Consider the following 12,851-nt stretch of genomic DNA (forward strand, 5'->3'; position numbering starts at 1 on the left):
ATGGTTAATAGCTATGATTTTATTGAAATTATTATAGATAATGACCTTCAATAGTCGTAAACAATAAACTGAGATATCAGCGTATAAACACATTGATCTCAATTGGCGCTAACATATATAGCCTAGCTAAATTCACCTAAACAGAGGTTCACATGACACAACAATGGATTACTATTATTCCTGACCAACCTTTTGCCGGATACCTGAGTTTACCTCCTACAGGCACAGGTCCAGGTCTGGTTTTACTTCAAGAAATTTGGGGAGTGAATGAACACATTCGTGCCGTTGCCGACAGCTATGCGCAAGCTGGTTTTGTGGTTTTCGCTCCTGACGTGTTCTGGCGACTCACTCCACGACTGGATTTAAACTATGATGACGCAGGTACCCAAAAAGCCTTTGAGTGTTACCAAACTCTGGATGCCGATCAGGCTGTTAGCGATGTTGTGACGGCAATTGATTTCCTTAAAACACGCCCAGAGGTCAATGGAAAAATCGGTATTATTGGCTACTGCCTTGGCGGTCAACTTGCCTATCGCAGTGCGGCTGCAAGTGCAGACATCAGCGCAGCTGTATGTTATTACGGTGGCGGTATTGCAAATTATTTAGATGTTGCGCCGCAGCTTAAGCAAGCGATTATGTTCCATCACGGTGCACATGACGAACATATTCCAGCCAATGATGTTGCTAAAATTAAAGCAACGTTTGCTCATCACACTCATGCACAATTTTTTGACTACCCTGCAGGACACGGTTTTAACTGTTGGGGACGTTCAGGCATGTATCATCAACCATCCGCGGCTTTAGCCCAGGGACGTTCACTGGCGTTTCTTGCCGAACAACTCTGCATTTAACCCACAGGTGTCAGTAACATAAAAGGCCTCACATTGCTGTGAGGCCTTTTATTATAAAGAGGTTGAGTTGGCCGATAAGCCCTGTGTAACACTAATTAATGATATAACTCATTGAATCATGAGATTAGCACTCATATCTGTGTTACACAATGTGTGACAGTGAAATCCTAGATTTAAGGGAAACCCTCTAAGCACGGCACAAAGCCATCCCACTTTTAAAAATCATGAATAAACAAAATATCTAAGTTACACAATAACATTATGTAATATAGGGAGTCCTTTAAAAATAGGGATATCACTTTACTTGTTCAAACCACTCCATTAGACTTAATTGTGTAACTTAGCAAACCCATTAAATTAAGGGATTTATCATGAATGAAGTTAATGCAATTAAATCTAAAGCTGACCTTGAACGGGTTGAAACGTTCATCACTAAACACTACTCAGAAGTGGTAAGCGATGCGTGGCGGTTTGGTTTGCAAGTTTCATTGAGGGTATCTGATTTACTGGCGATTCAATTTACCGATATTAAAAATGACGTATTAACCGTTAAGGCACAGAAAACCAACAAGTCCATTCAAATACGCCTTAATGGTAAAGCATTAGATATTGTTAAACGTAGAAAGACTTATGGGCATACATACTTGTTTCAGTCCACCAGCAACCGCGCTAAATCAAGCGAGAAACCCATTACACGGCAAACACTGAGTAAGGCATTACAAGAAGCATCAAACATTATAGATACGCCAATTAATACTCATTCTATGCGTAAAACATGGGGTTATTTCCAATATCGTAATACCAACAATATCGCCTTAGTCCAGAAAGCCTTACAGCATAGCTCAACTGCTCACACGCTAAGGTATATAGGTATTGACCAAGATGAACTAGATGATGCTTTCACCTGTCTGGAGCTATAATTTAAAGCTCCTCAGAGCCATTTTAAGCAACTTTTAAACATTTATCAGGAAGTTGAAGGGGGGAGCAGTTTGTTAAGCTAAAATGGCTTCTTCTAGATCAAAATGGAACTTCACTCTTGAAATCTATATCCAATGATACAGGCATATATGGGGCATCCTCAAAATCTATACAATCTTGTTGTATTAATCTTATTTTATTTTTACGTTTTATAATACTTGGATGCCTTATCAATCTATCAGGAATACACTGGGATGCTTTAAATGAATCTCCATTATATTCTGATGGTAAAACTTGTTCTGGGTCATTTTTAGCTAAATAACTTAAATGATGGAATACTCCAGCCCTATGTTCTGTTTGTGTATTTTTTATTGGGAAGTCTAATGGCCATCCCCTTCCATCGCTTTGCAATGTTTTAGGTGTTAAATGTGTAGCACTAATGTGGACATCACCCCATTTCCAGTATTTTTTAACTAGTAGACTAAGTTGTGTAGTGGAAGGCGATATTTCTCGATTGAAGCACAGAAACACATGGTAATGATATCCACTAGCACCACACTCCGAGCTGAGCTTACGATATTCCAACTTCCAAACCGAGTGCAAAGGAACCTCAAACCCATTTATTTTGAAGTTTTTCCTTATGTTACTAATGAAGCTAGTTATATTTGACGAGTTATGAATATCATCTTTATTATAACTTAATGTAAAAACAAGAAATGTATACCGATACTGACTATGATCCAAGTACTCCCACCATTTTACCAATGACGACAAATGATCATAATCATAACTACGGTAATTCTTATTAACTCGATAAACTCCCCTATACAAATAACCACTAACTAACGTGGGACTAAATACCTTAGACATACTCCTCCTATACTTATATTAACGTATTACACTTACCACGAATTTTAAAACCTATCAAAACACTTATAGAATAAGCTTTTCACCAAATTAGATTAAATTCCACACCTATAGCCATAGATAATATAAACTCCACTACACTAATAGCTTGAGCAAAAAACATTAGGTATTTAACATTTCCAACTATGGGAATTTAAAGCAGGTTGTACCACCTTAATAATTAATTTTTTACTACATGGATTAAATGAAAGATAGAAACCATGAACTATGAATAGTATAAAAAATCACTATCCAGATAATTGATAACATATTATGTTTGTTTGTTTTACAGGGAATGAAAACAGCAACGTCCTTCAGATAAGGAGTTGTAACTTTATACATTCTATTTGTTAAATACTTTGGCTACCTTATTGGCAGCTTATGAAAGGAGTATAAGAATTATTAGCTATAATGCTGAACGAAAGGTCAGTTTGAACTTTACCTCTATAAATAATATAACATGACCACGACTACGTACTCAAAACTTATTATCAACTTACATCAACAACAAGATTGATATCGTAACAAGATGGTAAGAAATAAATAAAAAATACATAGCTATAACAAAGACCTATGCCACCACGCTCTTTACAAATAATTAGTAACAAAGACCTTCAAAGAAACTGAATTAAAAGGTTATCCGCAAATGTCATTAAGCAGAACTAATCTTCAAATTAATAGTTTAGTCCCTACTCAAATCAGCACACTTATCGCTCCTGCAATGTATTCTTACGAACCAATGTCGAGACGTCTTTGATTATCGCCCTCGAACGACTTTCACCGCCTAAAACCCCCGTAAGAACATCCGCAGTAAAACATAAATCACTAGCATCTTTGAAAGATTTAGACCTCTTTGGTTTATTCTGATTCAAAGCCATTACTTTTTTAAAACTTGGGCTCTCCCCATTCTCTTTTAACATGTGTCTAATGACTGGTACAGCTAAACGAGAAGGCTTCATAAGATAAGCCGCATCGCCATGGGCATATTGATAAATAGCATCAGATCCGCCAGACTTTTCAATAAAATCATTAGTAGCGCCCTTGAAACCTATAATTTCCTTAGGAGCTAAAGCAAGTATATCTTCTCTTAAAAATGCTTCATCAATAAACTGTTCTTCTGTCGTTTTCTGTACCCATAGAACAGAGTTACACCATTCTGTAAAATCCAATAATGGATCAAAACTACTGTATGGCGGTACAAATTTATTATTAGCAATATCTTTTCCAATATCAGTTGATTTAAACTCATCAACTCTTTTATCAAAGTCAGAGTCACTTGGCTGGCACCCCATCAATATACATGCTGTACAGAGCAATATAAGCCTCATAGTAACTCCTTAAAGTAGTCAGTTATAAACTTTTGATTGTATTTGTACGCTTGCAATAATAAACGGCTACCACATCATCAGTATTCGTCACAAATTGATTATAAAATTTATCTGGGCTAGTGTATTTTTCTTTTATAACCTCACTCACTGCTAACGCCGCGTTTAACACTTGCAACACTTCTTTAGTATCAGTGCAATTGTCTGTTAATTTAATCCAGCCAGTGTACAACTTGTTAACCTTGCTCAGCTCATCTTGTACATGTTCTTCATGTACATTATCAAGAAATTTTGATATTAGTCCCATATTAATTACTCCTTAAATTATTAATTTAATATCTTTGTATCAATCAAATGACTCTTCAATCTATCAATAATGAATTATTTCAATTGCCAACTGCAACGATGTTAAATCTATACTGTGCGTATATCTCTCCGTAATAGAGCTTTGTTTTGAATGCCCGACAAGCTGCTGTGTTGTGGATAGATTCACCCCTTTTGACTGCAAGGTAGTAACCACTCTATGACGTATTGAATATAGGGAAAGTGCATCATTATTTTCATCTACATCAGGAAGTTGCAATACATCCTTAATCCTTTGATAGTAGCTCGTTAGCGCTCTAGCCCCTTGTTCAAACAACCTATCATTTGAACCTCTTACAAACGCTAAAAACTCTTGTTCAAGTAACTTGGAGTGGACTGGAATTTTACGTACAGCGGCTTTTGTTTTAACGGCACCAGCATCTGGGGTGATGTGAAAATAGAGAATTTCTGTTTCGCTGTCGTACTTAATATCTTGTTGACGTAATTGCATGATTTCACCATTACGCATTCCAGTATAAGCCATTATCAGTAGAGGCCATTTTTTATAGTCTTCTGTCTGCGTACAAGCATGCTCAACAATAGACTGCATTTCAGTATGACTAAATGCCCCACGCCTTGTATTGCTGGATAGGTTAATTAACATTCCCTCTGTCGGGGATTTATCAATTTCTCTTTTGAGTTTTAGAAACTTATAAAGCCCTTGCAATAGCTTCTTAAGCTCCTTAACTGTTTTGACTGATACTATATCATCTTCATCAATATCACCTGCCTGAGCAAGTTCTATGCACTCTGGTACGCTTAAACGGTTGTAGGGTTTCTTGTTTCGTCTAGGCATCTGCATGGCAATGCTAAATGCGTCATCTAAAACATGAGAATCTATGTCGTTAATTGGCATATCACCAATTAGCGCTATCAATGTATCAGCATTGCGTTTATTAGTACTTAGCTGTTTTTCATCCCAACGGTCTTTACCATTCTGCTTAGAATTAATGAATTGATTAAAACAATTTGACAGTAATGGCGAGGTTACTTTGACAGATAAGATTGGCTGGCTAGTAATGTGTGCTGGTGGAGTTAACTTATCACCGCATAACCTTTCAGCATAAAGTTCTAAGCTTTTAATTTGTTTTTCAGCTTCTGGATAATCAAAAGCTTCAATATTCTCACGTATACTACTTGCGATATCATAAACCCGAGTTACGGACTCTAATACATTGTGAAACTCTGGCTTAGTCGGATTGAATATTGCGTGGACAATATTGTAAGCAGTATTTTTTGGTTCTACTTCTAATGGGAATAGATAATCTAAAGCATGTTTGCTTGGTTGGTTATAATATTCCGCCTGTAAATACCCTTCCCAGTAATCTGGTTCAATATCTTCAGGGCATTCGATATCATCACATATAGAATTCCACTTTTTTATGTATAACATAGCTTCATTTGATGTGGGATACATTGCTGCATTGGCACGCTCACGAATGTTAGAAACCATGGTTCGAATTACTTGATTCAGTGCTGATATACGATCAACAAGGTCTTCTTCAGAGGTCAATTCCATTTGATTTTTCATTTTCCTGATAGATGGCAACATCTTACCGACTAGAAACTTAGCCTGTCTAGCACTATCAGTCAAAAGAGACTGGCGGATGAACTTTTTATTGTTTAATCGAAAATTAAGATAGTAGATGCCATTTCTGACAATAGTATGAGGGATTTTTTGATAGTACATGTGTGACACCTTGTGTTACAGCGTCACACTGATTATATGGATAACTATTGAAGTATTGAGTTAGCCCCTTGAATTACAAGGGGCTTTCCCAATTGGTTGAGTTAGCCGATAAGCCGGGTCCTGTCGTGGACAGTTATTCATCTAGGCCTGCAATCGCTCACAGGCTCAAGCAACCTACCCGGTTCCAACGCGAGCAGCGCCATGCGGAACCCTATTTGGTCTTGCTTCGGGTAGAGTTTACCTTGCTACGGACTATTGCTAGCCGCACGGTGCGCTCTTACCGCACCCTTTCACCCTTACCATCTTAGCCGAGGCCAAAATGGCGGTCTCCTCTCTGTTGCACTTGTCGTCGGTTCACACCGCCCAGGCGTTACCTGGTACCCCGCTCTTTGAAGCCCGGACTTTCCTCCCCGTACTTACGTACGCGGCAACTGTCTGGCCAACTCGGCGCGGATTATAGCCTAAGCAGCGCAACAAACCAATGCCAAAGCGACCAGCTTTTTATAAATCCAGTTCTAAACCATATTTATATAGGGCATTTTTCTTTAAACCATGAATTTGCCCAGCTATAGCTGCGGCTTTCTTAAGCGGTAATTCTTCACAAAGTAACTTTAATGTAGCAACTGCAACCGCTGGAATACCTTCTTCATCAGTTAATGTAAAGCCATGGCACATAATGACCATTTCGCCTTTTTGCTGATTATCATCGGCTTCAACCTGTGCCAATACTTCAGCAGCGGTACCCGATAAAAAAGTTTCGAAGGTTTTAGTGACTTCACGAGCCATCACTATTTGTCTATCTTCGCCTAACACCTCAACAATAGCAGCAAGGCTATAAAGAATACGGTGAGGAGATTCGTAAAATATCAGCGTACGAGGGTCTTCTTTAAGAAATTCAAGCTTATCGATACGCGCTTTTTCTTTTGAAGGTAAAAAACCTTCAAAACTAAAGCGATCAGACGGTAACCCTGATGCACTTAGGGCGGTAATGGCGGCACAAGCGCCAGGCAGTGGCACGACTCTGTGGCCAGCTTGGCGAACATGATTAACTAAATGATAGCCAGGATCAGAAATTAATGGCGTACCCGCATCAGAAATAAGTGCGATTGATTTACCTTCATTTAACTGTTCAACTATCCATTGCGCTCGGTCACGTTCATTGTGATCATGTAATGCCGTTTTACGGGTTTCAATACCAAAGTGACTCAGCAGCCTTCCGCTATGGCGTGTGTCTTCGCAGGCGATTAAATCAACCTGTTGCAGCACGTCTATTGCCCGAGCGCTGATGTCGCCAAAATTACCAATTGGGGTGGGAACAATATACAGCGCGACCATTTGGTCCATAATTACCTCGATAATGAATCTACCTGAGTCTTTCGCCAAGCGTAAGAGCAGGTTAAACTAGTGACAGCATCTTACCAGAGTGAAGCCAAGTGTTAAAAAGACTGAATACTACAAAATTCGTGTGCGCGTTGATTTTCTCTGTATTGGTGGTCGGTTGTGCCGCCAATAAACAGCAAGATAATATTGACGCAAGTGCATCGCTCGTTGCCGCTGAACATCCAGCTAAAGTTTATTTAGCCCAAGCAACGAATAGCAGTTTACCAGAAAAGCGTGATCGTTATTTATTACTCGCCGCTCACGCTTATATCAATGACGGTAACTTTAATTCTGCCGCTAAAGTATTAACCTCAATGCAGAAGTCGATGGTGACCGTTCCCTCGCTTCAAGCTGAGCACATATACTTGCGTGCGCGCATTGCAGAGAAAACCAATAGCAGCCAAGCTGCGCTGGATATATTACAGTATCCGCCTCATTGGCAGTTACCGCGTTGGCAAATGGCGAGTTATCACCAATTTAAAGCCAAGCTGTATAAGAATACTCAACAGCCAATTGATCAAGTTAAGCAATTAAGCCTGTTAAGTAATTACTTACCAAAATCTGAAACCTCTGCGATTAATAATGTCATTTGGAAGCTTCTACAGCCTTTACATGAAGAAACAGTGCAGTCGTTTATGCGCGATCAGTCTAATCCGATTTTTGCGGGTTGGTTACAATTAACCTATATTGCTAAGCATTATGCGGTTGAACCAACTCAATTAGTGCGTTATTTAGGTGAATGGCAGCGTAATAACCCTAATCATCCTGCGGCGATGAAATTACCTGCAGATCTAGAACAGGCACTCAATGCTAAGCCTTTTAGACCGCAAAATATTGCGGTGTTATTACCATTAAGTGGTCCACGTGCTGTGGTTGCTGAGCCCATTCGTCAGGGGTTAATGTCAAGTTACCTGTCAGACTATGATGCCAATGTATCAATTAACTTTTATGATACTCAGCAAGGTGTTGCTGCCGCTTATCAACAAGCCGTTGCCAAGGGAGCGGAATTTATCATTGGGCCATTATTACCCAATGAAGTTGAAGAATTACAGAAAGTAAATGATAAACAAAAAACCACTATTCCTCAGCTGTATTTGAATCAAACAGACACCTTTACACCACAACCAAATCTGTTTTATTTTTCATTGTCACCCGCGCAAGAGGCCAGTGATGCAGCACGTAAACTGTTTAATGATGGCGTCAAACTGCCATTGCTTTTAGCCAGTAATGACCCGATTGGTAAACGTATGGCCGACAGTTTTCAACAAACATGGCTGACATTAACCAGTAACGATGCCGAAGTGTATTTCTATGATGCTGGCGACCAAATGAAGTTGACGGTTCAAGAAGCATTGGGCGTAAAAGATAGCCAGGCACGTATTAGTAGAATGCGCGATTTATTAGGCAGTCGCTTAGAATCAGATTTTCGTTCTCGCCAAGATATTGATGCGATTTACATGATTTCTGGTTCACAAGATTTAGCCCTGCTAAAACCCTTTTTAGACGTTAACTTTAGTGTGTTCTCTGAACCGGTAACTTTATATACCACTAGCCGGAGCCGCCTTGAAAGTGAGTCAGCACAATCAGCACAAGAGTTAAATAACTTGATCATTAGTGATGTTCCTTGGCTAATGCAATCGAATAGCGAAACTCAAATGGTGTCAGAACTGTGGAGTGGTTGGAATAATAGCCAAAAACGCTTGTATGTCATGGGGTTTGACGCACTTGAGTTGGTTAATCGTTTAGCGCAAATGCGTGCCTTCCCTGGTTATCAATTTATGGGGCGTAGCGGCGCATTATCAGTGAAACCTAATGGTGTGATTGAGCGTCAATTGTCTTGGGGTAAATATACTCAAGGAAAATTAACACCACTATGAACAGTGGACAATTAGCTGAGCAACGTGCACGAACTTATCTTGAACAACAAGGTCTGATATTTGTTGCCGCTAATGTCCGCTATCCATTTGGTGAAATAGATTTGATTATGCGCCAGCAAGATGTATGGGTGTTTGTGGAAGTCAAATTTAGAGCGTCAAATCAGTTTGGTGGCGCCTTAAATGCACTTACAAATAAGCAAATCACCCGGATAAGATTAGCCGCGGATCATTATTTACAAAGACAAAAATTGAATCCACCTTGTCGCTTTGATGTCATTGCGATGAATATTGATGAAATAAACTGGCTACAAGGCTGTTTTTAAGCGGCAATTGATTACCATAACCTTGATTTATGGCATCATAGAGTCAAATCACCAAGTCTTACTGATGAGCGATATTAAAAAGGCCAATCAGAGACATACGTAGACATAATTTAGCGTAAGGATTGTTGCATGTTAGAACGTATTAAAGATAGTTTCACCGAATCGATTCAAACTAAAATTGATGCTGCTGAAGCATTGCCAGAATCGATTGAAAAAGCGGCCGAGATGATGGTGCAATGTCTACTTGGCGGTAATAAAATTCTGTCATGTGGTAATGGCGGCAGTGCTGGCGATGCTCAACACTTCTCAGCTGAATTATTAAACCGTTATGAAATTGAACGTCCACCTCTACCGGCTATTGCATTAAGCTGTGACACGTCAACCATTACGGCTATCGCCAACGATTATAGCTACGATGAAATTTTCTCGAAGCAAATTTTAGCTTTAGGACAACCTGGTGATATTTTATTAGCGATTTCTACCAGTGGTAACTCAGGTAACATTATTAAAGCCATGGAAGCAGCATTAAGCCGTGACATGACAATTGTTGCATTAACTGGTAAAGACGGCGGCGCAATGGCAGGTTTAATGAGCGCTGGTGATGTAGAAATCCGTGTACCGTCAAACGTGACAGCACGTATTCAGGAAGTTCATTTACTGGTTATTCATTGTTTATGCGATAACATCGATCGCACCTTGTTCCCACAGGACGAACAAGCATGATAAGAGGGTTACTCATCATCTCGATCCTTGCGATGTTGCAGGGATGTGCTGGTGCGGTCATGGTTGGCGCCGTTAGCGGTGCCAAGATGGCAAACGATGAGCGCAGCATGGGCACGCAAATCAGCGATACCAATGCTGACTTTGTTATTGCCAGCGCATTATCAAAACATGATGACCTCAACAATCAAACCCATATCGCTGCCATTGTGATGAACAAAAATGTATTGATGATAGGCCAAGCGCCTAATTCAATGCTGCGCGATAAAGCCGTTAAAGTCGTACAAGATTTACAAATTGGCGGCAAAATACATAATCAAATCCGTATTGGCACACCAACCTCATTTACCACTCGCAGCAATGACACTTGGGTCACCACCAAAGTAAAAGGCCGCATGCTGAATGAGAAGTCGCTCGATATTACTCGCATTAAAGTCATTACCGAAAACGGCGAAGTGTTTTTGCTTGGGTTAATTGACCGCAAACAAGCTGATTTAGCCGTTGATATCGCTCGAAATACAGCAGGTGTTCGCAAAGTGATTAAGGTTTTTGAATACACTGAATCTTAATCCTGCTGTAGCTAACAACTTATCGCGATTTAAAAAATTCATCCTGCATTTTGCTCGATGAATTTTTTTGCGATCTTTTGGCTTGTATCCAAGGGATAACCAGTGACGGTAACACAATAAAGCCGGCACCTAACCAACTTAGTCCATCAAGCCATTCGTCAAAAAATAACCAGCCCAAGAAAACACAAAACAATAAACCTGTATATTCTGCCACCACAATTTGACTGGCTTGCGCTTGACGATACGCTAAGGCACAAAACCACTGGTATGCGAGTAAAAATACGTTACTTAACACTGCGATGACCACTAAAGAAACACTTATTCCCTCTATGCCTTGTACTAAGGCCATCACAAAAACTAACGGCATGCTAAGTAAATTATAAAGCATTAGCGTAACGATTGGACTTTCTGTACTAGGTAACTTGCGCAGTGCCAACTGGTTAATCGCAAACGTAAATGCTGAAATTAATACCGCAATACCAAACCAGTTAATTTCACTTGGGCGCAGTAAAATAATAATGCCAATAAACCCCAAAATAGCCGCTAACCAATGCGCTGTAGTAACGGTTTCTTTCAAAAACAAAAATCCCATTAATACAATCATTAATGGTGCTGAGTAAAATAACGAACTCACTGTAGCAATCGGTAGCGCAATTAAGCCAATAACTAAACATACAGCGCCAATAGCGCCGGTATTAGCCCGCACTAAATGCACCTTTACGTGGCGGCTGGTTGGTTTTTTAGCCGCCAACCACAGAGGCAGCAACATGAATACTGATGTTAACTGTCTAATTAACAGAAATGTTGCAGCGCTACTGCCCTCTGGAAGCCATTTTATAGACACATCATACATAGCACTAAAAAGGTTACCGACGACCAATAACATCATGCCGATGGCGATTGTGGATTTCATTGTACTTACAACCTAAGAATCAATAATTGGCTGCATCATATCCTTAGTAATTTATATCGAATAATGATGTTTTTAATCAATGCATGAGTTAAATTCATACATAGTAAATATTAATAAAATAAACTCATATTTAAGGTGCATATGCGCAAACTACCACCACTGAGGGCACTACAAATATTTGAAGCGGCTGCAAGGCATGCGCACTTTTCTCGGGCGGCAACTGAGCTTTGTATTACTCAAAGTGCGGTATCGCATCAAGTGAGGCTGCTTGAAGCTCATTTTGGTGAACGATTATTTAGCCGCGAAGGCAGGCAACTCTGTTTAACCAGTAAAGGCAGTGTGCTTTATCATGAGCTAGAACGAATATTTAATGAGCTGAATGATTTAAGCATGCAAATCACTGGAGACAGTAATGATCAACTCCGTTTAGCGGTATACAGTTCATTTGCCATTAAGTGGCTCATCCCTCGCTTAAGCGATTTCCATCGATTGCATCCACAAATTAAAATTCGCCTAGATATGATCACCGACGACCCACTGATGAGTGATAGTGTGGCTGATATGTTTATTACTGGCCAAAGTGGCCAACCCGGTTATGTGCATCGCATGTTACACCAAGAGAGACTGATCCCAGTGATCTGTCCTGGGCTGCTCAATACCGACCTCTCGGCGCTGAGTGTATTACGTCAGCATGCATTACTTACCGTTGACGAAGGGCCAATAGGCTTTGATTGGGAGCGCTGGTTAACCGTTAATGGCATTAGCATAGCCGCGACACAACAACAGCATGTATTTAGCCATGTGTTGTTAGCCATTGAAGCGGCAATTGCCGGTCAGGGTATCGCGCTAGCGTCAGATTTTATGGTAGAGCGAGATATTAGTAAGGGAGCATTAGTCGCGCTTGACTTACCCGCTATGTTGACTGGCTTTGAATTCAATTTTAGCTGCAAACAACGACGTTTAAAGGAACCTGCTATCGCTGCGTTTGTGCAATGGTTAACCAAAAAATAAGCCAG

At 40.0% G+C, this 12,851-nt stretch carries 13 protein-coding genes and 1 other RNA gene; 7 read left to right on the top strand and 7 right to left on the bottom strand.

Features of this window, described 5'->3' with window-relative positions; genetic code table 11:
* The first annotated feature begins 152 nt into the window (after nt 1-152).
* Nucleotides 153-851, top strand: coding sequence for a dienelactone hydrolase family protein (locus tag H5164_RS09805; protein ID WP_182755859.1), 699 nt, complete (start codon nt 153-155; stop codon nt 849-851).
* Nucleotides 852-1,222: 371 nt separating this feature from the next.
* Nucleotides 1,223-1,771 (top strand): tyrosine-type recombinase/integrase, encoded by a 549-nt coding sequence (locus tag H5164_RS09810; protein ID WP_182755861.1) that lies wholly within the window; start codon nt 1,223-1,225, stop codon nt 1,769-1,771.
* Nucleotides 1,772-1,868: 97 nt separating this feature from the next.
* Here the strand turns inward: H5164_RS09810 and H5164_RS09815 are convergent, their stop codons facing one another.
* The 6 genes from H5164_RS09815 to rsmI form a co-directional block, all read right to left on the bottom strand.
* Nucleotides 1,869-2,639, bottom strand: coding sequence for an inovirus-type Gp2 protein (locus H5164_RS09815; protein ID WP_182755863.1), 771 nt, complete (start codon nt 2,637-2,639; stop codon nt 1,869-1,871).
* Nucleotides 2,640-3,382: 743 nt separating this feature from the next.
* Nucleotides 3,383-4,003 carry a hypothetical protein gene (locus H5164_RS09820; protein ID WP_182755865.1) on the bottom strand — a complete coding sequence of 207 codons (621 nt, stop codon included), beginning with the start codon at nt 4,001-4,003 and terminating at the stop codon, nt 3,383-3,385.
* A gap of 22 nt (nt 4,004-4,025) precedes the next feature.
* The gene (locus H5164_RS09825) at nt 4,026-4,307 is read right to left on the bottom strand and encodes a hypothetical protein (RefSeq protein ID WP_182755867.1); all 282 of its coding nucleotides are present in this window, start codon (nt 4,305-4,307) and stop codon (nt 4,026-4,028) included.
* Nucleotides 4,308-4,370: 63 nt separating this feature from the next.
* Nucleotides 4,371-6,053, bottom strand: a complete 1,683-nt coding sequence (locus H5164_RS09830; protein ID WP_182755869.1) for a tyrosine-type recombinase/integrase — start codon at nt 6,051-6,053, stop codon at nt 4,371-4,373.
* Between the two features lie 93 nt (nt 6,054-6,146).
* Nucleotides 6,147-6,500, bottom strand: an RNA gene (gene rnpB, locus H5164_RS09835) — RNase P RNA component class A.
* 54 nt (nt 6,501-6,554) lie between these two features.
* On the bottom strand, nt 6,555-7,397 hold the full coding sequence (gene rsmI, locus H5164_RS09840; RefSeq protein WP_182755871.1) for a 16S rRNA (cytidine(1402)-2'-O)-methyltransferase: 843 nt from the start codon (nt 7,395-7,397) through the stop codon (nt 6,555-6,557).
* Nucleotides 7,398-7,486: 89 nt separating this feature from the next.
* Here rsmI and H5164_RS09845 point away from each other — a divergent pair, with 89 nt between their 5' ends.
* From H5164_RS09845 to dolP, 4 genes are all read left to right on the top strand, one after another.
* Nucleotides 7,487-9,310, top strand: coding sequence for a penicillin-binding protein activator (locus H5164_RS09845; RefSeq protein WP_124017507.1), 1,824 nt, complete (start codon nt 7,487-7,489; stop codon nt 9,308-9,310).
* On the top strand, nt 9,307-9,633 hold the full coding sequence (locus tag H5164_RS09850; RefSeq protein WP_182697763.1) for a YraN family protein: 327 nt from the start codon (nt 9,307-9,309) through the stop codon (nt 9,631-9,633). The genes H5164_RS09845 and H5164_RS09850 overlap by 4 nt, the downstream gene beginning before the upstream one ends.
* Before the next feature lie 129 nt (nt 9,634-9,762).
* Nucleotides 9,763-10,356, top strand: a complete 594-nt coding sequence (locus tag H5164_RS09855) for a phosphoheptose isomerase (protein WP_124017505.1) — start codon at nt 9,763-9,765, stop codon at nt 10,354-10,356.
* Complete coding sequence (dolP, locus tag H5164_RS09860) at nt 10,353-10,922, top strand: division/outer membrane stress-associated lipid-binding lipoprotein (protein ID WP_124017504.1); 570 nt, start codon at nt 10,353-10,355, stop codon at nt 10,920-10,922. Before H5164_RS09855 ends, dolP begins: the two co-directional genes overlap by 4 nt.
* A gap of 19 nt (nt 10,923-10,941) precedes the next feature.
* Here dolP and H5164_RS09865 read toward each other — a convergent pair whose 3' ends face one another.
* The gene (locus H5164_RS09865; protein WP_182755873.1) at nt 10,942-11,835 is read right to left on the bottom strand and encodes a DMT family transporter; all 894 of its coding nucleotides are present in this window, start codon (nt 11,833-11,835) and stop codon (nt 10,942-10,944) included.
* 141 nt (nt 11,836-11,976) lie between these two features.
* Between H5164_RS09865 and H5164_RS09870 the strand changes: the two genes are divergently transcribed.
* Nucleotides 11,977-12,846 carry a LysR substrate-binding domain-containing protein gene (locus H5164_RS09870; protein WP_182723103.1) on the top strand — a complete coding sequence of 290 codons (870 nt, stop codon included), beginning with the start codon at nt 11,977-11,979 and terminating at the stop codon, nt 12,844-12,846.
* Nucleotides 12,847-12,851: the final 5 nt, after the last annotated feature.

The sequence above is a fragment of the Shewanella sp. SG41-3 genome (assembly GCF_014164545.1).
GTDB classification, from domain to species: domain Bacteria; phylum Pseudomonadota; class Gammaproteobacteria; order Enterobacterales; family Shewanellaceae; genus Shewanella; species Shewanella vesiculosa.

What these genes read in the sequence shown, in the direction of transcription:
- H5164_RS09855 (WP_124017505.1), top strand. Translation starts at nt 9,763, where the DNA reads ATGTTAGAACGTATTAAAGATAGTTTCACCGAATCGATTCAAACTAAA.
- H5164_RS09870 (WP_182723103.1), top strand. Translation starts at nt 11,977, where the DNA reads ATGCGCAAACTACCACCACTGAGGGCACTACAAATATTTGAAGCGGCT.
- H5164_RS09805 (WP_182755859.1), top strand. Translation starts at nt 153, where the DNA reads ATGACACAACAATGGATTACTATTATTCCTGACCAACCTTTTGCCGGA.
- H5164_RS09850 (WP_182697763.1), top strand. Translation starts at nt 9,307, where the DNA reads ATGAACAGTGGACAATTAGCTGAGCAACGTGCACGAACTTATCTTGAA.
- dolP (WP_124017504.1), top strand. Translation starts at nt 10,353, where the DNA reads ATGATAAGAGGGTTACTCATCATCTCGATCCTTGCGATGTTGCAGGGA.
- rsmI (WP_182755871.1), bottom strand. Translation starts at nt 7,397, where the DNA reads ATGGACCAAATGGTCGCGCTGTATATTGTTCCCACCCCAATTGGTAAT.
- H5164_RS09820 (WP_182755865.1), bottom strand. Translation starts at nt 4,003, where the DNA reads ATGAGGCTTATATTGCTCTGTACAGCATGTATATTGATGGGGTGCCAG.
- H5164_RS09830 (WP_182755869.1), bottom strand. Translation starts at nt 6,053, where the DNA reads ATGTACTATCAAAAAATCCCTCATACTATTGTCAGAAATGGCATCTAC.
- H5164_RS09825 (WP_182755867.1), bottom strand. Translation starts at nt 4,307, where the DNA reads ATGGGACTAATATCAAAATTTCTTGATAATGTACATGAAGAACATGTA.
- H5164_RS09810 (WP_182755861.1), top strand. Translation starts at nt 1,223, where the DNA reads ATGAATGAAGTTAATGCAATTAAATCTAAAGCTGACCTTGAACGGGTT.
- H5164_RS09865 (WP_182755873.1), bottom strand. Translation starts at nt 11,835, where the DNA reads ATGAAATCCACAATCGCCATCGGCATGATGTTATTGGTCGTCGGTAAC.
- H5164_RS09815 (WP_182755863.1), bottom strand. Translation starts at nt 2,639, where the DNA reads ATGTCTAAGGTATTTAGTCCCACGTTAGTTAGTGGTTATTTGTATAGG.